This is a genomic window from Levilactobacillus suantsaii, assembly GCF_014069315.1.
Classification (GTDB): domain Bacteria; phylum Bacillota; class Bacilli; order Lactobacillales; family Lactobacillaceae; genus Levilactobacillus; species Levilactobacillus suantsaii.
Genome location: NZ_CP059603.1, coordinates 2095535 through 2115627, shown reverse-complemented (window position 1 = coordinate 2115627; position 20093 = coordinate 2095535). Strand labels below are relative to the sequence as shown.

The window sequence follows — 20093 nt, the reverse complement described above, 5'->3', positions numbered from 1 at the left end:
CACACATGGGGTTATTTGATATCTTTCGGCGGCGCGCTAAGCACCCAAAGAGCGCGGCACCAGACACGAGCGAGACCAGTCAGTCGCTTAGCGAGGCTTCGGCGGCACCCGCCAGTGAGGTTAAAGCGACTAGTGAAGCGGAGACGTCGACTAGTGACCAATCCGTCAGCACTAAGACCACTAATTCAATGACAACACCGACACCCGCGACTGACGGTTCCACGACCGCAGCGAAGACGTTCCAACCGACGCCTACTGAAGAATCAGTTAGCAGTGCGGCACCGGTCGCACCAGCAGCCAGTCAGGAAAATGAGCCGCCGGTTGCCGCTTCAACGACGTCGATTGCTCCGGCAAGTGCCAGTTCAGCCAGTCAGGTTCAGCCAACCAGCAGCTTAGGCTCGACTACCAATGGGGAGTCCGAGACAAGTGCTGAAGCGGAGACGAGCGTCAGTGCTGAAGTCGGCACGAGTGCCGGTGAGAAAGCGGAGTCGATGAGTGAGACGACCCCGAAAACTGCCCCAGAGCAGCCCACCGCAACTAGCGACGAACAACTCTACGATCGCGGGTTGGCTAAGACGCGGCATACGTTTGGCGAACGGCTGAACGCTTTACTGGCGAACTTCCGTCACGTGGACGAGGGCTTCTTTGACGATTTGGAAGAGACCTTAATTGGTGCCGACGTGGGCTTCGACATGGCCGTAAAACTCAGCGATTCGTTACGTGACGAAGTTAAGCTGCAAAACGCGAAGAAGGCCGCCGACGTGCAGAACGTCATCGTCGAAAAGATGGTCGACATTTACGACCAGGCCGGTAGCCAAGAGGAAAGTAACGCCTTGAACGTGGCCCAAGAAGGTCCCACGGTCATCCTGTTCGTCGGGGTCAACGGGGTCGGCAAGACCACGACCATCGGCAAGATGGCCAACCGTTACCATCAAGACGGCAAGAAGGTCTTACTAGCCGCGGCGGATACCTTCCGGGCCGGAGCGACCGAACAATTGGACGTTTGGGCCAAGCGGGCTGACGTGGACATCGTGACGGGCAAGCCACAATCGGACCCCGCCGCGGTAGTCTACGACGCGGTCCAAAAGGCGAAGAAGGAAGACTACGACATCCTCTTCGTCGATACGGCGGGGCGGTTGCAAAACAAGGTCAACTTGATGAACGAGCTGGCCAAGATGAAGCGCATCATCACACGCGAGATTCCAACGGCACCCCACGAAGTGCTGCTGGTCTTGGACGCCACGACCGGGCAGAACGCGTTGACGCAGGCCAAACTCTTCAAGGAAGCCACCGACGTGACCGGAATCGTCTTGACCAAGCTCGACGGAACCGCCCGTGGGGGAATCGTTTTGGCTATCAGAAACGAATTGCACGTGCCGGTGAAGTTTATCGGGCTGGGCGAACAGATCGGCGACTTGCGGCCGTTTGACCCTAGTGAGTTCGTGTATGGCCTGTTCAAGGGCTTGATCGATGTTTCGGCGTTAGGTAAAAAATAAACTAATAAATCATCGGGTGGGTCGTCTGGTAGTTAAATACCGCTGGACGGCCCCCTTTTTGTGGACTGGACCGGCGAATTGTGGGAGTCAGCGGCCGTGACCCACGAAAAAAATTGACGAAAGCCGTAAAAATCGGTACTCTAATAGAGTGTGACACTACCAAGGAGGGGACGTTTATGGAACTAGAGAAGAATTATCGGATTAACTCCCTCTTTGCGTTCTATCAACCGTTATTGACCGTTAAGCAAAATAATTATATGCAGCTCTACTACGGCGACGATTATTCGCTCGGCGAAATCGCCGAAGAATTCAACGTCAGCCGCCAAGCGGTCTACGATAACCTGCGGCGGACCGAGAAAATTCTCGAAGATTATGAGGCTAAGCTGCATTTATATCAAGAATTTACCGCGCGCAACCACCAGGCCGACCAGATTCAGACCTACGTGGCGCAGCATTACCCCCACGATGCGGCGTTGAACCGCCTCGTGGCAGGCTTAGAACATCTCGAAGAACAATGAAAGTTAGGTGGCAGATTTAATGGCGTTTGAAGGATTAACCGAACGATTACAAAACGCGATGCGAAAGTTGCGGGGCAAGGGCAAGGTCTCCGAAAGTGACTTACGGGCCACGATGCGTGAGATTCGTCTGGCCTTACTCGAAGCCGACGTTAACTTTACGGTCGTTAAGGACTTCGTCAAGCAAGTTCGTGAACGGGCGATGGGGGCTGACGTCCTCGAAGGCTTGAACCCCGCCCAACAGATCGTCAAGATCGTGGACGAAGAACTGACCAAGACCATGGGGGAAGAAGCCGTTGACCTGAACAAGGTGCCGAAGATTCCGACGATTATCATGATGGTCGGACTCCAAGGGGCCGGGAAAACCACAACGGCCGGCAAACTCGCTTTGAAGCTGAAGACCGAACAAAACGCGCGGCCGTTAATGATTGCGGCCGACGTGTACCGGCCCGCCGCCATCGACCAATTGGTCCAGGTCGCTCAAGGCATCGACGTGCCGGTCTTTCAACTGGGGACGGACGTCAACCCCGTCGACATCGTACGGCAGGGGTTAGCCCAAGCCGAAGAAAAACATAATGATTATGTCATTATTGATACCGCCGGGCGGTTACAGATCGACGAACAGTTGATGGACGAATTGGCCAACATCAAGGAATTGGCCCACCCCAACGAAATTCTGTTGACGGTTGATGCGATGACCGGGCAAAATGCGGTTGCCACGGCCGAGGGCTTTAACGATAAGCTCGACGTGACCGGGGTCGTTTTGACCAAGTTAGACGGTGACACCCGTGGTGGGGCCGCTCTGTCGATTCGGGCCGTCACTGGTAAGCCAATCAAGTTTATTGGTCAGGGTGAAAAGATGAGCGACTTGGACGTCTTCCACCCGGACCGGATGGCGTCACGGATCTTGGGGATGGGCGACATGCTGTCGCTGATCGAAAAGACCCAAAAGGAATACGACCAGAAGCAGGCCCAACAACTGACCGAAAAGATTCAGGAAAACTCGTTTGACTTTAACGACTTCGTGGACCAAATCAGCCAGATCCAAAAGATGGGGCCGATGGAAGATTTGATGAAGATGATTCCGGGGATGGCCAATAACCCCGCCTTAAAGAACGTCCAGATGGACCCAAAAGACATCGAACATCTCAAGGCGGTCGTCTACTCGATGACCGAGCAGGAACGGACCAACCCCGACGTGTTGAACCCGTCCCGGCGCCGACGCATCGCCGCTGGGTCTGGTCGCCCGATTCACGAGGTCAACCGGATGATCAAACAGTTCAACCAGATGAAAAAGATGATGAACCAGGTTTCCAAGGGCAACATGTCCGGCATGGAACAAATGATGGGCCAGACCGGCATGGGCGGCGGTATGGGTGGCCGCATGCAAAAGATGGCCATGAACCGCATGTCCCGGCAAATGAAGAAGAACAAACGCAAGCGTCTGAAGCGTAAGCGGCGGAAAAAGTAATTAGACCCGGCATTTAAGACCTAAGCTTAGGCTAATGGGTGGCAATCATCCGTTAGCCTGAGCTTTTGCCGGTTATGTAAACGTTTTTACACGGTTGTGCGCCCGTAAATATCACCTGGGGTGGAAGGAGGCGAGCTTGCAATCGCTAGCGCGGTGAAACTGGTTGAACCGTCGGCAATGTAAATGGTAGACAGGCCGCTGGAAGTCCGGTATACTAACCTTACTCATAAGGGAGTAACTAGCAGCAAGCCTGCGACAATATCGTCAGCCAGAAGACGTTCCGGTATTGTCTTAAATAGTGAGACTTATGTGTGTTCACCATTGTGTGTGCATGCGTAGGTCTCATTTTCTTTTATCAGGAGGAAATGAGATCCGCGGGGCACCGAAACCATCACTTTTTTGGAGGACGAATTTACAATTGAAGTGCAACAAGTAAGAAAATAAAAATAGACTCCTAGCCTGAGTCCTGTAGAATGAAGTCACCATAACAATCATCTAAAGGAGTTCTTAGGCTATGAGTCCATATACACATCTTACCTTAAAAGACCGCGAATGCATACTGTTAGGTGTAACTTTACACCATACTTACCAGGTTATTGCCAATCAAATCGGTTGTTCCAAAGCCACTGTGTCACGAGAAATTAAACGCAACGGCGGTCGGGGCGCCTATTCCGCCGTAAAAGCCCAGCAGAACTATCAACAGCGCCGATTAAAGAGTCGCCGCCTCAGGGTACTGGAGAATTTAAAGCTACGCGACTTTGTCCTTCACTGCATTCTTCAACGACAATGGTCACCCGAGCAAATCGCCGGTCGTTTATCTTTAGAGACCAGTAATTGGCATATCAGCTACAACACGATTTATCGCGGAATTGAACGAAATAATTTAGGCGTTAAACGTAAAAGTCATGGGGCTCGAGGATTCGCTCGAAAGTTACGACATCGTGGGAAAACTCGTAAGGTTAAAGGAACTGTCAACGAACGACGTGGCCGTTTTAATAATGTCCCATCAGTCCATGAACGACCAGTCTCATGTGAGAATCGGACTCGTTTTGGCCATTGGGAAGGCGATACCGTTCGCGGCAAGGTCGGGCGTTCGGGTTTAGTGTCACTGGTCGACCGTAAGTCACGATACCTTCTGTCTGAGCGTGTACCCAAAGTGAATGCCAAGAATGTGACCCAAGCGATGATCGACCTCCTGCATACAGTCACACCTAAACGCGTTCGTACGCTTACACCAGACCGAGGTACAGAGTTTGCGGGTTATCGTGAAGTCGGTAAAGAGCTTGGTATCTCAGTCTATTTTCCAGACCCGCACGCACCACAACAACGTGGGACCAACGAAAATACCAATGGTCTCATCCGAGAGTATTTTCCCAAAGGAACTGACCTTGATGAACTGACCGATCAAGATATCGCGAAGTTTGTCAGGAATTTAAATAATCGCCCCCGTAAGGTCTTAGGCTGGAAGACACCATCTGAAGTTTTCTTCGGTAAAAAGTTACACTTGATTTGACAATTCGTCAGGCAAAATGTGACCAAATTACCGTTATATCAACAGACCGTGGCCAATTTGTACCAAGATTTACAGACCAATGACCAGGGGTTAAACGCGACTGAAGTGCAATCTCGGTTGGATAAGTACGGCCAAAATGCGTTGACTCAACAGAAGAAGCCCTCATTATTGCAACGTTTCATCGGGCAATTCAAAGACCTGATGATCATCGTGTTGCTAGTGGCCGCGCTCTTTGCTGGGCTGACCGGTGAAGTGGTGGATGCCGTCATCATCTTATTAGTGGTGGTCTTAAACGCCATCTTCGGGGTCTTTCAGGAGGCCAAGGCTGAGGAAGCCATCGATGCTTTAAAGGAAATGGCGGCCCCGAACGCCACGGTCCGGCGCGATGGCCAAATCCACACCGTTAAAAGCGACGAGCTGGTGCCCGGCGATATCGTGCTTTTAGAAGCCGGAGACGTGGTGCCCGCCGACTTACGGCTGGTCGAAGTGGCCGGCTTGAAGGTCGAGGAATCGGCGCTGACCGGGGAATCGGTCCCGGTCGAAAAGACCAACGCCACGTTAAGCGGTCAGGACCTGGGCATTGGGGACCGGACCAACTTGGCTTACATGAACAGTAACGTCACTTATGGGCGGGCGACCGGGGTGGTCGTCGCCACGGGGATGCAGACCGAAGTTGGCCGGATCGCCGGGATGCTAGAAAGTGCCGACGAGACCACGACGCCGTTACAAGCTAACCTGGTCCAACTCGGGAAAGCCTTGACTGTTTTGATTCTGATCATCGCTGCCGTGGTCTTTGGCCTCGGGTTATGGCGCGGAACGGCCAACGTAGTCGACATGTTATTGACGGCGATTTCGTTAGCCGTGGCCGCCATTCCAGAAGGTTTACCGGCCATCGTGACCGTGACCTTAGCCTTGGGGACGCAACGAATGGCCAAGCGCCACGCGTTAGTGCGGAAATTACCGGCGGTCGAAACGCTGGGGAGCACCGACATCATTGCCTCGGATAAGACCGGGACGCTGACGCAAAACAAGATGACCGTTGAACAGATCTATCAAAATGGCAAGCTTGTCCCGGCTGGCGACAACCCGGTCCGCCAAGACGACCCGTTAGCGCGGGTGATGCTGCTCAGTAACGACACGCAGCAACTCACCGACGGGTTAGCCGGCGACCCCACGGAAACGGCTCTGGTCCAGTACCAGTTGGACCGTGACTACCCGGTGGCCCAGACGCTAAAGGACTACCCACGGGAAGCGGAGATTCCCTTTGATTCGGAACGAAAATTAATGACCACGGTGCACCCGTTAGCCGACGGTCAGTTCATGATCGCCGTCAAAGGGGCGCCGGACGAATTGCTAAAACGGGTCACCCAGGTCGATAATGCTGGGGAGGTCACGGCCATGACGGCCGACCAACGTCAAGCGATTTTAACGACCAACCACGACTTGGCGACTAAAGCGATTCGGGTACTGGCCTTTGCCTACCGCATCGTGCCCAGTGTGCCGACGACGCTAAGCAGTGAAACCACCGAACAAGACCTAATTTTCGCCGGGTTAGTGGGGATGATTGACCCAGAACGGCCGGAAGTGGCGCAAGCCGTCGCCGAAGCCAAGGGCGCCGGGATTCGGCCGGTGATGATCACCGGGGACCACCGCGACACTGCCGCGGCGATTGCCCAACGGTTAGGCATTATTACTAAGGACGAAACGGCCCACGCCGTCTTGACGGGGGCCGAGCTGGACGATTTAGACGATGCCACGTTCCAAAAACAGGTCGACCAATACGCGGTCTACGCCCGGGTCGCGCCCGAGCATAAGGTCCGCATCGTCAACGCCTGGCAGAAGCGCGGTAAGGTCGTGGCCATGACTGGGGACGGGGTCAACGATGCCCCCGCCTTAAAGGCCGCCGACATCGGGATTGGCATGGGGATCACCGGGACCGAAGTAGCTAAGGGGGCCAGTGACATGGTCTTAGCCGATGACAACTTTGCGACCATCGTGGTGGCCGTCGAAGAGGGGCGCAAGGTCTTTGCCAACATCCAAAAGGCCATCCAATATCTATTGTCCGCCAACTTAGGGGAAGTCTTGACTCTGTTCATGATGACCATGCTGGGCTGGCAGATTTTAGCGCCAGTCCACATTCTGTGGATCAACCTGGTCACGGATACCTTACCGGCCATCGCGCTGGGGGTCGAACCGCTAGAAAAGAATTTGATGGCCCAACGGCCGCGGGGCCGGCAGTCGAACTTCTTCTCCGGCGGGGTCTTTAGCGGCATCCTGTATCAGGGGCTGTTAGAAGGGCTACTGACGCTGGGCGTCTACTGGGTGGCCATCACTTACCCAGTGCACGCCAACGCCGACTTGGCCCACGCGGACGCCTTGACCATGGCGTTTGTGACCTTAGGCTTGATTCAACTCTTCCATGCCTTTAACTCCAAGTCGATTCATGGTTCACTTTTTACCATTGGCATTTGGAAGAACCGCTTCTTCAACTGGGCCATCGTGATTGCCTTTGTCTTACTAGGCATGACGATTCTGGTGCCGGGCTTGAACGGGCTCTTCCACGTGACGGCCTTGACCGGGTTGCAATGGGGGATCGTTATCGTGGCCGCTGCTTTAATGGTCGTGATTGTCGAAATCGTGAAGTTCTGCCAACGACGCGTGGTAAAATAAGACTAAACACGTTTTACGGACAGGAAAGGGAGTTTTTAGGTGGCACTCACTTACCAACAATGTTTACGAGCCGTCGGGGTAGTCTTAGCCAGTGATAGCGTGCCGACCATCGTGGGGGAAGCCGGCATCGGCAAATCCGCGTTGGTGGCCGATTTGGCCCACCAGCGCCACGCCAAGCTCTTCACCACGGTCGTGAGTTTGGTCGAAAAAGGGGACCTGGTGATTCCGGTGCCCCCGCTCACGAAAGAATCCTTTATCCAGACCAAACACTACGGGCAGTTAGCCGACGTGCAGTTTGGTTATTCCCACACCTTGGTGGCGTTGATTCGCTACGCCGAGGCCCATCCGGATGAGGAGATCATCTGGTTTCTTGATGAATTTAACCGGGGCAGTCAGGCCGTGCAAAGTGAGCTGATGAACCTGGTCTTACAACGCCAAATCAATACGTTGTTATTGCCTAAACAGGTCCACTTGATCTTAGCGGAAAATCCGGACACCACCATGCAAGGCTTTCAGCATAGCCATTACGGGGTCACGCCGGGGGATGCCGCGATTGCCGACCGGACGACACGGTTAGTGCTGCAAGCCGACACGCCGACTTGGTTGGCCTGGGCGCGAGTCCAGGTCAACGGCCAACCGCGCATCGACCCACTGGTCACGGCTTACTTGACGGAGAACCCGACAGATTTATTTACGGCACCAACGGGTGATGAAGAAGGTGCCGATTTACAGCCGACGCCACGGGCCTGGGCGCGAGTCTCGCGGCTCTTACGGGAGCTGGACCGGCAGGACTTGTTGCAAAACACGGCCATCGTTCAAGAACTGTTACGGGGGAATTTGGGCCTTACCGTGGGCACGGCCTTTGCCGGGTACGTCCACACCAAGCGGCCCACCATCACGGTCGAACAGGTCTACACGCAAGATGGCACCGTGGGGCGGTTTCGGGCCTTGAATCCGGCTCAGCAACAACGCTTGTTGAGTCAGTGTGTTGCCGCCCAACACGACTGGCCACTGACCACAAGCGAATACGCGGAACGCTTCACCCAACTGTTGATGCTGTGTGCACCGGACGGGCAATTTGCCCTGGGCCGTGAAATCGCCCAACAAGATGGGCTCCTCGAAGCGCTGCACGACCAAGTTGACGCTACAACGGCCGTAGCTCAGCTCTATTCGGTCCTGACCCAGATTGGGAAACGCGGCAGTCAGATCGAGGTGTAAACCATGCGCAGTCTTTCAGCTCAATTAACCCGCTTAGCGACGTTATCCGCCGCCCAACAAGGGCCAGCCACCCGCGAATTATGGCAATCGAGCGTGATGTATCTGCTCTTGCACGACCCATTTTACGGCCGTGTTTTAAGTCAGCTTACCAGTCGGTTGGCCAACGGGCCGACGCCCTTAGAACTGCGGGCCCGTCCGACCGATTGGCAACTGGTGATTAGCCCCGCACGCTTAGCGCAAACGGGCTGGACGGGACAACAATGGTTGGCGATGTTGCGGCACACGGTCTTACACCTGGTGTGGCAGCACCCGGAGCGCTACGCTCAGGCCGAAACGGCCCCCAAGCAAGCCGCCCTGGTACGCTGGGCAACGGATGCGGCGGTCAACGACTATCTGAGTGACTTGCCGGCCCAGGCGATTACCAGCCGGACCATCCAGGCTTTGACCGGGCAACCCACCACTAAGCAACAGGATTCGGCGGTGTACTGGCAACAATTGCGCCATTGGCAGGCGACCCAAACCACGGGACGGGAGGCGAGTGATACCCGCGCGCCCAACCAGAGCGGCGACCGGACTAGTACCCGCTTGGCAAAAGCCACAACGAATGCGAGTTTACAAGACGGTCACCACGGCTGGGAAACGGCGCTACAAACGCCCCCGGCGGCGCGTGAACAGTGGCGTCAGCAGGTGTTAGCGACCACCGCAGCAACTCTAAGCGCTAAGCAACGGGGGACTTTGCCGGGACGCATCGAAGCAACTTTATCACGAGTCAAAATTGACCGGCCGTTGTCCTGGCAGGGTCTGTTACAACGGCAACTCGGTCAGGTACCGGCGGGTCGCCGACCAGCCTACGGGCGGTTCAACCGCCGCCAGCCGGTACGGATGGATTTACCGGGGCAAATCGTGCAGACCTACCAACAAATTGCAATTTTTATCGACGAATCGGGGTCGATGGGCAACCAGGAGATTGCCTATCTCTTGGGCCAACTGACCCGGTTACTCACGATTTACCCAGCGGCGATTCGGGTTTATCCGTTCGACACCGAAGTGCATCGCCAGGCCAGCTTTCGCTTGCAAGGACGGGTGCCCGACCTTAAACGCGTTGGTGGCGGAGGCACTCGCTTTCAAGCGGTATTCACTGCGTTGCCCCGGTTGCTCGGCAGTGCGCCGGGCCAACTCGTGATTATCTTGACCGACGGGTATGGCGAACGAGCCGTCCGGATGCCGGCACCCGTTGACGTGATCTGGTTACTGACCAGTCCCACCACCCAATTTTCGGTGAGACACGCCCCGGGAACGGTCATTAGCCTGGCCGATGATCCACAACTTAAAGCCTTAGAGGGGGGCAATGTAAGATGACGGTTTTAACGGCGAATGAATTACGGGCGCTATTGTTACAAACGGCGGCGTATCAAAACGCCATGGCGATTTTAAATGATGAGTGGGGCAGTCGGGTGCAGGAAAATCCCCTGTACCAGGCCCCCATCAGTATCGCAGATCTGCAATTTGTGGCCCACCTTCAAGCGACCGGGATTCACCGGCCCGTCCTGGACTTTACGGACTACAGCGCAGTCTCGGAGTGGATTATCACCCATCAAGCGACCTTAACGCCGAACGTTATCGCCTGGTTACGCCGACCATTCGATTAATTTAAAGGTGTAAAGAAAAAACTCTTTACATCATATCTAGAAACTGGTATATTATTACTCGTTGAAAGAAATACAGGAGGTGTCTATATGTCAGTAAAGATTCGTCTTAAGCGGATGGGTTCTAAGAAGCGCCCATTCTACCGAATCGTGGTTGCCGATTCCCGGAGCCCTCGGGATGGCCGGTTTATCGAAAACGTTGGGACCTACAACCCAATCGTGACTCCAGCCGAAGTTAAGTTAAACGAAGAATCCATCATGAACTGGTTGAACAACGGTGCTCAACCTTCAGACACGGTGAAGAACTTGCTTTCGAACGCCGGAATCATGAAGCAATACCACGAAGCTAAGTACACTAAGAAGTAGTGATTAGCCATGACCGATTTTAAGGCATTAATTCTTGCGATTGTCAGCCCGCTCGTGGCCCATCCCGGTAACGTGGTCGTCACGACCGCCGAGACGGAGCGATTTTACGAGTATCGGTTAACCGTTCATCCGGACGATGTCGGTCGGGTGATCGGTAAGCAAGGCCGGGTCGCACAGGCTATTCGGACGATTGTCTATAGCGTGCGCGTCCAAGGTAATAAACGGGTTCGGCTCATCATCGATGACCACCCGACAAAGACTCTCGAGTGAGGCGGCGACGTTTCCCTCGAGTTTTTTGTATCATCAAGCTAACGAAGCGGGGCAGGACCCCAGTAAAAATACGACACATAACCAAGATAGGGGGACAACATGACTTACTATACGGTGGGGACTATCGTCAATACCCACGGCATTAAGGGCGAAGTTCGGGTCGTCGCCACGACCGACTTTCCGCAAAAACGTTTCGCTGTGGGCGCCATTCTTTGGGCCTTTTTGCCACAACAAAAACAACCTGTGAAATTGACTGTAGCCACGGTGCGGCAACATAAACAATTTTACTTGTTAGGCTTTACCGACCGGCCGTCGATCAACGACGTGGAAAGTTTGAAGACTGCGACACTCAAGATTACGGCCGACGAACTCCAGGCCGATGACTTAGGCCCCGGTGAATACTACTACCACCAAATCGTGGGCTTAGACGTGGTGGATGAAACGGGCCAAAAGTTAGGGACCGTCAAAGAGATTCTGTCACCGGGCGCTAACGACGTCTGGGTGGTCCAACGCGCGGGTCAAAGCGATTTATTGTTGCCCGTCATCGACCAAGTGGTTAAAAAGGTGGACCTCGACGCCCACCAAATCACGGTAGAATTAATGGAGGGACTCGATTAATGCGGATTGATGTGTTAAGTCTTTTTCCCGATATGTTCAGTGGCCCGATGCACGATTCCATCGTGGGTAAGGCCATCGAGAATGGCCATTTGACCATGCCCGTGACCAATTTTCGGGACTATTCGACCAATAAACACGGCAACGTCGACGATTACCCCTTTGGGGGTGGCGCGGGGATGCTCTTGCAACCCCAACCCATCTTTGATGCGCTAGCCGCGACCGAACACCAGGCAGCTGAAGCGGGCTTGCCCAAGGGGCGGGTTATCTTGACCGATCCGGCTGGGGTGACCTTTGACCAGCATGTAGCCGAAGATTTCGCGCACGAAGAGCATTTGACCTTTTTGTGTGGTCACTACGAGGGCTATGATGAGCGGATTCGCAATCTGGTGACTGACGAGGTCTCGCTGGGTGATTTTGTCTTGACCGGGGGGGAATTAGCCACCATGGTCATGATCGACGCGACGGTACGGTTGCTACCTGGTGTCTTGGGTAATGCCGAGTCGGCGCCCGGCGATTCGTTTTCGACTGGTTTATTGGAATACCCGCAGTACACGCGGCCAGCGGATTTTCGTGGGTTGACCGTTCCGGACGTCCTGATTAGCGGGAATCACCAAAAAATCGATGAGTGGCGGCAAAAAGAGGCCCTGCGGCGGACGTACTTGCGTCGCCCGGACCTCATCGACCACCAGCAGTTAACCGCCTTACAAAAACGCTTGTTGGCCGACGTGCGGATCGAAGAAGAAGAAAAGCAATCTCCTCAGTCAAGCGATTAGCCTTTACAGGGCGCCGGGGATATGCTAAACTTATTTTTGGCTGTTTAGCCACAACAACAACGTTCCGCTGTCGATAATCTGAGATAATGAACGTTGGCGAAAGGAAAGAAAATCATGCGCCAAAATCAATTAATTGCAAAGATCAACCAGGACCAATTACGTGACGACATTCCGGACTTCCGTGCCGGTGATACTGTTCGGGTTCACGCTCGGATCGTTGAAGGGTCTCGCGAACGGATTCAATTGTTCGATGGGGTCGTTATCAAGCGTAAAGGTAGCGGCATTCAAGCAACTTACACTGTTCGAAAGATCAGTAGCGGTGTCGGTGTGGAACGGATTTTCCCATTACACTCCCCACGGGTTGCGAAGATTGAAGTTCTTCGTCAAGGTCGCGTTCGTCGTGCCAAGTTGTACTACTTACGTGATCGGAATGGTAAGGCTGCCCGGATTCCAGAACGCCGTCGGAGCTAAATCGTTTCTAAAAAAGAACGCTCGGTTTTTACCGGGGGTTCTTTTTTTACGCCCTTTTTAAGGGGACACCATTGTTGAGTCGGGGGAAGTCTGACTGGCGGGTTTAAATGGCGAGTCACGTGTGCGATAATTAAAGTCTAGTTGAAGCTGATTGGAGGTGGATTCATGATTAAACAATCAGCCAATTCAATGATTGCCCCAGTACTACTTATTGTGATGGGCATCGTCACGGCATTTAACTTGCCCTTATTCAGCCTTAAGCAGGGCGTGGACGTTGCCGGCATCGTTGTCTTAGGAGGACTCTTGGTGAAGCAAGGGGTTGTGGCCAGAAAAGCAGGTCGCAAGCTGCCTCTGATTTAAAGTCAATTAAGCTCGTGCAGGACCCCAAGCTGGGTGAATTTTGGGGCCTTGCACGAGTTTTTGACTGCCGCTGGCTGAACACACGAAGGTCGGCCTGTGGGAGCTATGATGGCAACGTTTAAATTTATTACTTTAACCTAGGCGATAATTCAAACTGGTGGATCAGAGAAAGGCGCTCCCCGGGGGCTAAATAGTGAGTCGCGTACCGGCTTAAGCGCACCTAGTTGCTGGCTATAGAATTGAACCGATGCCCAACGGATTAATTGGTTGGTACTGGGGGGATAGGTTATATTAAACTAGTGGTGGCTAATATCAAGATTAATAAAAGAGAGGTAAGCATGGTATGGAAAAATCGGACGAAACGATTTTTGTTGATTGCCCAATTGCCGGGGTCCAAAAGATTGTTCGCGGCAAATGGAATATGGTCATCTTGTATTTCTTACATCAGCAGACTTTGCGTTTTGGAGAGCTCAGTCGGAAGTTACCAACGGTCACCCAGGCCCAGTTAACCAAGGATTTACGGTTATTGGAAGGCTATGGGTTGATCAACCGTAAAGTTTACCCCCAAGTTCCACCGAAAGTTGAGTACTCGTTAACGGCTATGGGTGACCAGTTCATGCCGGTCCTACGTGCCTTGGAACAATTCGCGGACGTTTACGAAGTTAAACAAGCTTAGACTTTGGTGGCGCCAAGGTTAAAACCCTTACTGGCACCCCACCGTAAGATGAAAATTTTTATGATTTTTGACGTTGCGCGGCGCGGGAGAAGTCAAATCTATTTAAAAAGATAGTAACTATCAAAAAAGTTAGGACTTTAAACGTGTAGCCAATCTTGTCATACTGGGATTACTTTAAGAAAGTGAGTGACGTCATGAAAAAAGTAATGTTGAAGCAGTATGGCGACGTTGATGTGCTACACATGGTGGAAGTTAAGTCCCCACAACCGGCCGCCCACCAAAGCGTCGTGAAGACAGCGGCGATTGGGGTGAACGACCCCGACGTGGTGATTCGGCAAAACGGGCCTTTCCCCACGATGCCGGCCGCTATCAAGCCGGTTTTACCCCATTCACTGGGAGAAGATTTTGCGGGCGTGGTGACGGCGGTAGGATCAGCCGTAAGTCGTTTTGCCGTGGGCGACCACGTGATTGGTATGGCCTACATGGCCACCTATGCCGAAGAAATTTTGTTAGATGATTCTGCGATTGTGGCCACCGTGCCTAAGAACTTAGATTTAGTGCCACTGGGGGGCTTTTATTTAGGTGTGGCAACGGCTTATGCGGCAACGATTCGCGATGGTCAAGTTCAGGCTGGACAAACGGTCTTGATTCACGGCGGGGCTGGTGGTGTTGGCGGTCAAGCCATCCAACTGGCTAAAAATGCGGGGGATCACGTGATTGCAACGGGCTCGGCGAAACAAGCGGCCTATATGCAGCAATTGGGGGCCGATGAGACGATTGATTATCGATCGCAAGATTTCACCCAATTAGTGCAGGACGTTGATTTGGTGGTCAATTTGACGGGGCCCAAAACACTGGCCGCTAGCTATCCCGTCGTCAGACCTGGTGGCCGGGTCACGTCGGTCAATGGGCTTATCGACACGGCGGAAACGAAACGGCGGGGAATTACAGGGATTTATTCAATGGGTTATCTCTCCGTACAGGAGCTTGAAACGGTGATTGCGCTATACAGTCAGGGCAAGCTCACCGTGCGTGTCGACCGGACGTATCCGTTTGAGCTGGAAGCCATTAAACAAGCCCATCGCGATTTTCAATCGGGTGGTAATACGGGAAAGAAAATCATTGTCTTTAACGATTAAAAAATTGAGAAAAGGCGAGCATTTCTTGTGCGCTAGTCTAGGGGCAGTTCTACCGCTTGGGTTGACAAGTCGTCAAACCAAAAAGGTCGGAGCTGTCTCTTTTAGGTGGGTGAAAAACTAGTGAGCAAGGTGAGCTGGTCAACCATGAGGTTTATGCCTCTGGTTGGCGAAAAAACGGATATGATGGGTTAAAGATTGGATTTAGGGGGAAGACGTAAAAATTAAACAAATTACTTTAACTTATTCATATATTCATCCCAGTGGTTCAAGGGACATAAAATCCAGCTGAAAGCAAAAAAATCCGTTGCTGGTCAAACCAGCAACGGATAATAGAGAAACAATTTTAGTTTTCACTGGGTTCCTCATTAGCCGACGTCCGTTTTTGGGCGTTGTGGTAGAAGAGCCAAGCTACGGCCCCAAAGAAGATGGGACCGATGATGGTCCAGAAGGCCGTCATGTAGTCGTGTTCGAAGATCGGTTGCAGGCAGGTAAAACCAATCCCGCCGACCAATACGATCAGGACGACCGTCACGATGGTGTTGGTCCAGAAGCGGCTGGTGTAGATTTCAAACGGCCGCTCCAAGTCGGCGCGCTTCTTGAAGAACGGGAAGGCCCCAATCAAGAAGAGGTACGGGAAGGACGTGGAAACGTTCCCCATGTCGGTCAAAATCAGGTAGAACTGCTTAGCAGCCGAACCCCCGAAAGCTACCAGGAAGACGAAGATGGCCACAATGATGGCTTGAAGCCACATCGAGTAGGCGGGCATGCCGACTTTGTTGAGCTTGGTCATCTTCTTAGGCCACAGCTCCGGTGACGATCCCAAAATGAAGGATTTCAACGGGGAGTAGATCAACACAAAGAAGGAGCCCAAGTAACCCATAAACATGCTTAACCCGGTCAGTCGGGCAAATAAATGACCTAAGCCCACTGCGGTCCCGGTCGACAGGTTCAAGGCGTGGCCCAGAACAAGTCCCAGATTGTTCATTAACACGTAGGTGATGTTTCCTAAGTTTACGGCGTTGTGGCCCAAAATATCGTGCCAATTGGCGCTAATGCCCCATAGGAAGATGGAGATTGAGTACATCAAGGTAATCGCAATCGTGGAAATGATGAGGCCCTTGGGGAAAGTCTTTTCGGGCCGGTCCATCGAGTCGGTGATTCCGCCCATGGATTCCATGCCGGCGTAAGCGAAGACCGCGTACGTCACGAAGGAAATCAAGGCCATCGGGGATGAGAATTGCGGGTTCGGGGAAGCCGTAAAGCTGTGCAACCCGTTGATGGGTTGGGCTAAATGGCCACCGTTAGCAATCACAATCACGATGCTAGCCACGAAGAACAAGGCCGTGAGGAACATGACGAAGATGCCCCCCAGTGATGAAATCTTCGCAATCGAGTTGACCCCGCGGGTGGCAAAGAAGGTGACGACTAGGATCCACAGAATTCCCAACAATCCCACGGTTTACGTCGACGTGAGGCCGAACAACGACCAGGTCTGCGTTTGGTCACTGCCGGAAATCAACGTGGACAGTGGAATCCAGACCTTGGACGAGGTCGACAACATCCAAATAATCCACGAGGACAACCAGATGAAGGTGCCAATAAAGGCCCATTTTTCGCCAATCGAGCCGGCTAACCAAGAGTAAATGCCCCCCTTGGCTTCTTTAAAGGCCGACCCATACTCGGCCAGCATCAATGCGCTGGGCAAGAAGAACAATAGGGCGGCCAGCACGTACCAGACGATGCTGGCATAACCCATTTGGTCGTAGGCCACCGTGGTGTTCGCAAACCCATAGATGGCCGTAAATATCATTAAGATTAAAGTAGGTAATTTAATCTTTTGCTGTTTTTCCATTTGTTTTAATATCTCCCATTTGGTACGGGCGAACTCGGATCTAAGACGACCACCAAGTCCGTCCAATCAATTTATAAATTCAAATCTTGGTGGTAGTTCAAGGGTCCTAAGTCCGTGGCCTGGGTAATCAGTTGCGCCGCTAACTGACGGTAACGACTAAGGCCCAATTCGGCGGCCTTAGTGGACTGGGTGGTTAAATAGGTTGCCAATTCCAAGCCAGTTAACTTTTGGGCGACAGCGTCGGTCGTTTGGACTAATTGGCGCAGGTCGATGCGCAATTGTTTTTGCGTGTCGCTGACCAGGGCCTGAGTTGCGTGGTAGTGGGCGTCGTTTAAGACGCTGACCAGCTTGTAGACCCAGTAAGCCGAATCCGGTGAATAGGTTGCCGTGCCGAGACGGTAGGCCGCAGGCGTCTGAGTGATGCCCGCGTAAAACGGGATGTAGACGCTTTGTGCCCCCACGCCCATAGCTAACCAGTGGATACCGGCTAACGCAGGCTCCAGGTCTGGCCGCAGTTGCAAGACGTGTGATTCTTGCGTCTTGGCGAGGCTGACGGGCCGAAACCGGGTCTTGTCGGCGGGACTACCGGCCCCGACCGGATCGTACGGGGTGCCCTGGTAGTGACTGCTGAGGTAGTCTTGGGCGTCGTTGACCCCGAGTTTTTTGGTCGCGTACTGAATAAAGGGTAAGTCAAATGATTGCGGTTGCGCGGCGACTTGCGGGGTGAAGACATGCTGGCCGTACCAGACTCGCGGAGTGTTGTAGTACAGGTCCGATTGGTCCTGGGTCCCAAAGATCTCACGCCAATTGAACCGGTCGTTGTGCGGGTTGAGGTGGTTGTGAGCCACGAATTCCTGCAGGTGCGGCGCGGTGATGAAGTTGGCCGGGTCGTTGAAATCGACCACCTGAATGGCCATCTGGTTAGCGACCACGGCGTAGGCGTTATCCGGAATCCGTTGGGCGACCCAGTAGTGGCCAGCACCCGTTTCGAGGTACCAGGCTTCACGTTGGTCAGCGAACAGGATCCCGTTCGATTCAGCGGTGCCGTAATGGCTGACCAGTTGGCCGAGACGCTTGACCCCGGCTCGTGCACTGTGCACGTACGGGAGAACGACGGTGACCATGGCCTCTTCGGCGATGCCGTTTTTGACTAATGGGTCACAGCCCAGGACCCGCTCGTTGGAGTAGGTACTTTCGGTGGCGCTCATCGCCACACCATACTCGTTGATGCCGGATTCTTCGAAGACGCCATACTTGGTGGTCCACTCGGGCGTGGCCGTGTACTTAGCTGCTTGGGCTGGTAACGGCATGGTAAAGCCATTGTCCGGACTGGTGAAGCTTACCGGTTCACTCGCTGTTTTAGCGGGATGGACCACGAAGTGCTTGGGCCAAGCGGCCTTAGCGTCTTCGTTACGACCGATCATGACCGAGCCGTCCAACGACGCTTTAGCCCCGATAAGAATACTGGTACAAGCAGAATAATTCATAACGACGCTCCTTTCATTTTTTGCATAAAATTACGGTACTCATTCTAACATTTTTGGGTTAAAATGAGTGGTTTCGGGGTTAACTCTCATTAATTAATTTATTATTCTCATCAAAGTAAATATTTATACAATTAGCGCATAGTGTGACGTCCGTAAAGAATAAATCAGTCGGTGGGCTATCCCGCCGTTTGCGGGGCTTAGGCCCATTGCCGGTTAACGGCTGACTAAGCGCGCGGTGCGAATAAACATTGGGGGAGCGAGAAGACAGATGAGAAATTCATTAGAATTAAAGCGGCAGGCGCAACAATTTTTGGTGGCGATTGGGTCAGCCGTAGTCAACGCCATCGCGTTAAACGATTTCTTGATTCCAGGTAAGATCTTTAGTGCGGGCATCAACGGGATTGCTCAAATCTTGGCATTAGCCAGCCAGGCCAGTGGGTTACCGATTGGGACTGGCTGGTTCATCCTCCTGTTCAACTTGCCCATCGGCGTGTTGGGCTGGGTCAAGGTGGGGCAAAGTTTTACGCTATATTCCATCTTCGTAGCGGGCTTGACCGCGGGGCTATCGCTGATTTTCCCCGTAGTGGCGGTCGCGCATAACGCGTTACTGGCGGCATTGTTTGGGGGAATTTTAACCGGTGTTGGCGTGGCTTACGCGTTGAAATTCGGGTTTTCGAGCGGGGGAATGGATATCGTGGCCGTAGTCCTGCAAAAAACGACTGGACGGACGATTGGGACGCTGATGCTACTGATCAATTTGGCCATCATCCTCTTGGCGGGCGGTCTGTTTGGCTGGGAGAGTGCGTTGTACACCATCATCTCCATCTACGCGATGTCACGGGTGGTCGACAGTATCCACACGCGGCACCAGAAACTGACGGCCTTCATCGTGACCACTCAGTCAACGGCGGTCATCGACCAGCTTTACCAAACGTTGATTCGTGGGATTACCGTGATTCCATCGATGGGCGCGTATCGCCGGCAGACCAGTACCGTGTTGATGGTCGTTATCTCACGTTACGAGTTGTACGATTTAGAACACGCGGTCAAGGAGACCGACCCGGACGCCTTCGTCAACTTGGTCAGTACGGTGGATATCGAAGGGAAGTTTTACGATGAGACCGAACAACTCAAGGCCCGTCAGCAACGCCAACACGAACATTAAGATTGCTCCGTTTCCCACCAACCGGTATAATAGGAGTTATCCTAAAATGAGAAGGGAACGAAACTTATGCCAATTGTAAACATCGATTTGATTGCTGGCCGCTCACAAGCCCAATTGAAGGCCTTGGTCCAAGACGTCACCAGCGCTGTCACTAAGAATACCGGCGCCCCGGCGGAACACGTCCACGTCATTTTACGCGAAATGCAACCGGACCGTTACGGCGTTGCGGGTGTCTTAAAGAGCGACGAAAAGTAACCAAAAGTTGAAGAAATCTTATAAACCGCCATCAATGCCGAGATTATCGCGTTGGTAGCGGTTTTATTTGTGAATTTAATTGGCGAATGGCGGACTTTTCGGTATACTAGAGACAATTGTGACAGCACGGTT

The 20093-nt window shown here is 53.2% G+C and carries 19 protein-coding genes and 1 pseudogene; 18 read left to right on the top strand and 2 right to left on the bottom strand.

Going from position 1 to position 20093, the window contains the following annotated elements; all coding sequences use genetic code 11:
- Positions 1-5: 5 nt before the first annotated feature.
- The 16 genes from ftsY to H3M12_RS09735 all read left to right on the top strand — a co-directional run bounded on the left by ftsY (position 6) and on the right by H3M12_RS09735 (position 15202).
- A complete protein-coding gene (gene ftsY, locus H3M12_RS09810) occupies positions 6-1496 on the top strand; it encodes a signal recognition particle-docking protein FtsY (protein WP_129031617.1) in 1491 nt (496 codons plus the stop codon).
- A 176-nt stretch (positions 1497-1672) separates the two neighbouring features.
- Positions 1673-2014 carry a putative DNA-binding protein gene (locus tag H3M12_RS09805; RefSeq protein WP_129031616.1) on the top strand — a complete coding sequence of 114 codons (342 nt, stop codon included), beginning with the start codon at positions 1673-1675 and terminating at the stop codon, positions 2012-2014.
- 19 nt (positions 2015-2033) lie between these two features.
- Positions 2034-3482, top strand: coding sequence for a signal recognition particle protein (ffh, locus tag H3M12_RS09800; RefSeq protein ID WP_182150686.1), 1449 nt, complete (start codon positions 2034-2036; stop codon positions 3480-3482).
- A gap of 514 nt (positions 3483-3996) precedes the next feature.
- Complete coding sequence (locus H3M12_RS09795; RefSeq protein WP_182150575.1) at positions 3997-4995, top strand: IS30 family transposase; 999 nt, start codon at positions 3997-3999, stop codon at positions 4993-4995.
- A gap of 18 nt (positions 4996-5013) precedes the next feature.
- Positions 5014-7665, top strand: a complete 2652-nt coding sequence (locus tag H3M12_RS09790) for a cation-translocating P-type ATPase (protein ID WP_182150685.1) — start codon at positions 5014-5016, stop codon at positions 7663-7665.
- A gap of 39 nt (positions 7666-7704) precedes the next feature.
- Positions 7705-8883, top strand: a complete 1179-nt coding sequence (locus tag H3M12_RS09785; RefSeq protein ID WP_182150684.1) for a P-loop NTPase family protein — start codon at positions 7705-7707, stop codon at positions 8881-8883.
- A 3-nt stretch (positions 8884-8886) separates the two neighbouring features.
- Entirely contained in the window at positions 8887-10242 is a 1356-nt protein-coding gene (locus H3M12_RS09780) for a vWA domain-containing protein (RefSeq protein ID WP_129031612.1), read from the top strand.
- Complete coding sequence (locus H3M12_RS09775) at positions 10239-10532, top strand: hypothetical protein (RefSeq protein WP_182150683.1); 294 nt, start codon at positions 10239-10241, stop codon at positions 10530-10532. The genes H3M12_RS09780 and H3M12_RS09775 overlap by 4 nt, the downstream gene beginning before the upstream one ends.
- 87 nt (positions 10533-10619) lie before the next feature.
- The gene (rpsP, locus tag H3M12_RS09770) at positions 10620-10895 is read left to right on the top strand and encodes a 30S ribosomal protein S16 (RefSeq protein WP_182150682.1); all 276 of its coding nucleotides are present in this window, start codon (positions 10620-10622) and stop codon (positions 10893-10895) included.
- Positions 10896-10904: 9 nt separating this feature from the next.
- Complete coding sequence (locus H3M12_RS09765; RefSeq protein ID WP_182150681.1) at positions 10905-11165, top strand: KH domain-containing protein; 261 nt, start codon at positions 10905-10907, stop codon at positions 11163-11165.
- Between the two features lie 99 nt (positions 11166-11264).
- Entirely contained in the window at positions 11265-11783 is a 519-nt protein-coding gene (rimM, locus tag H3M12_RS09760) for a ribosome maturation factor RimM (protein ID WP_129031608.1), read from the top strand.
- Positions 11783-12556, top strand: a complete 774-nt coding sequence (gene trmD / locus H3M12_RS09755) for a tRNA (guanosine(37)-N1)-methyltransferase TrmD (RefSeq protein ID WP_129031607.1) — start codon at positions 11783-11785, stop codon at positions 12554-12556. Before rimM ends, trmD begins: the two co-directional genes overlap by 1 nt.
- Positions 12557-12670: 114 nt before the next feature.
- Complete coding sequence (rplS, locus tag H3M12_RS09750) at positions 12671-13027, top strand: 50S ribosomal protein L19 (RefSeq protein WP_129031606.1); 357 nt, start codon at positions 12671-12673, stop codon at positions 13025-13027.
- 165 nt (positions 13028-13192) lie between these two features.
- Entirely contained in the window at positions 13193-13387 is a 195-nt protein-coding gene (locus H3M12_RS09745) for a hypothetical protein (protein ID WP_182150680.1), read from the top strand.
- Positions 13388-13730: 343 nt separating this feature from the next.
- The gene (locus tag H3M12_RS09740; RefSeq protein ID WP_129031604.1) at positions 13731-14063 is read left to right on the top strand and encodes a winged helix-turn-helix transcriptional regulator; all 333 of its coding nucleotides are present in this window, start codon (positions 13731-13733) and stop codon (positions 14061-14063) included.
- Positions 14064-14257: 194 nt separating this feature from the next.
- Positions 14258-15202: an NADP-dependent oxidoreductase gene (locus tag H3M12_RS09735; protein WP_182150679.1), complete on the top strand. Its 945-nt coding sequence runs from the start codon at positions 14258-14260 to the stop codon at positions 15200-15202.
- Positions 15203-15545: 343 nt separating this feature from the next.
- On the opposite strand, the pseudogene yjeM reads toward H3M12_RS09735, so the two are convergent.
- Positions 15546-17054: pseudogene (yjeM, locus tag H3M12_RS09730) on the bottom strand (glutamate/gamma-aminobutyrate family transporter YjeM).
- A 71-nt stretch (positions 17055-17125) separates the two neighbouring features.
- Complete coding sequence (locus H3M12_RS09725; RefSeq protein ID WP_182150678.1) at positions 17126-18541, bottom strand: C69 family dipeptidase; 1416 nt, start codon at positions 18539-18541, stop codon at positions 17126-17128.
- 268 nt (positions 18542-18809) lie between these two features.
- On the opposite strand from H3M12_RS09725, the gene H3M12_RS09720 reads away from it, so the two are divergent.
- Together H3M12_RS09720 and H3M12_RS09715 are read left to right on the top strand one after the other, a co-directional pair.
- Positions 18810-19706, top strand: a complete 897-nt coding sequence (locus tag H3M12_RS09720; RefSeq protein ID WP_129031601.1) for a YitT family protein — start codon at positions 18810-18812, stop codon at positions 19704-19706.
- Between the two features lie 66 nt (positions 19707-19772).
- Positions 19773-19961: a 2-hydroxymuconate tautomerase gene (locus H3M12_RS09715; RefSeq protein ID WP_020090404.1), complete on the top strand. Its 189-nt coding sequence runs from the start codon at positions 19773-19775 to the stop codon at positions 19959-19961.
- Positions 19962-20093: the final 132 nt, after the last annotated feature.

Bases quoted from the DNA above. Each gene is read 5' to 3' on its own strand.
- H3M12_RS09740 (WP_129031604.1), top strand. From the start codon at position 13,731: ATGGAAAAATCGGACGAAACGATTTTTGTTGATTGCCCAATTGCCGGG.
- H3M12_RS09720 (WP_129031601.1), top strand. From the start codon at position 18,810: ATGAGAAATTCATTAGAATTAAAGCGGCAGGCGCAACAATTTTTGGTG.
- H3M12_RS09715 (WP_020090404.1), top strand. From the start codon at position 19,773: ATGCCAATTGTAAACATCGATTTGATTGCTGGCCGCTCACAAGCCCAA.
- H3M12_RS09745 (WP_182150680.1), top strand. From the start codon at position 13,193: ATGATTAAACAATCAGCCAATTCAATGATTGCCCCAGTACTACTTATT.
- rimM (WP_129031608.1), top strand. From the start codon at position 11,265: ATGACTTACTATACGGTGGGGACTATCGTCAATACCCACGGCATTAAG.
- ftsY (WP_129031617.1), top strand. From the start codon at position 6: ATGGGGTTATTTGATATCTTTCGGCGGCGCGCTAAGCACCCAAAGAGC.
- H3M12_RS09805 (WP_129031616.1), top strand. From the start codon at position 1,673: ATGGAACTAGAGAAGAATTATCGGATTAACTCCCTCTTTGCGTTCTAT.
- ffh (WP_182150686.1), top strand. From the start codon at position 2,034: ATGGCGTTTGAAGGATTAACCGAACGATTACAAAACGCGATGCGAAAG.
- H3M12_RS09725 (WP_182150678.1), bottom strand. From the start codon at position 18,541: ATGAATTATTCTGCTTGTACCAGTATTCTTATCGGGGCTAAAGCGTCG.
- H3M12_RS09795 (WP_182150575.1), top strand. From the start codon at position 3,997: ATGAGTCCATATACACATCTTACCTTAAAAGACCGCGAATGCATACTG.
- H3M12_RS09735 (WP_182150679.1), top strand. From the start codon at position 14,258: ATGAAAAAAGTAATGTTGAAGCAGTATGGCGACGTTGATGTGCTACAC.
- rpsP (WP_182150682.1), top strand. From the start codon at position 10,620: ATGTCAGTAAAGATTCGTCTTAAGCGGATGGGTTCTAAGAAGCGCCCA.
- H3M12_RS09780 (WP_129031612.1), top strand. From the start codon at position 8,887: ATGCGCAGTCTTTCAGCTCAATTAACCCGCTTAGCGACGTTATCCGCC.
- rplS (WP_129031606.1), top strand. From the start codon at position 12,671: ATGCGCCAAAATCAATTAATTGCAAAGATCAACCAGGACCAATTACGT.
- trmD (WP_129031607.1), top strand. From the start codon at position 11,783: ATGCGGATTGATGTGTTAAGTCTTTTTCCCGATATGTTCAGTGGCCCG.
- H3M12_RS09765 (WP_182150681.1), top strand. From the start codon at position 10,905: ATGACCGATTTTAAGGCATTAATTCTTGCGATTGTCAGCCCGCTCGTG.
- H3M12_RS09775 (WP_182150683.1), top strand. From the start codon at position 10,239: ATGACGGTTTTAACGGCGAATGAATTACGGGCGCTATTGTTACAAACG.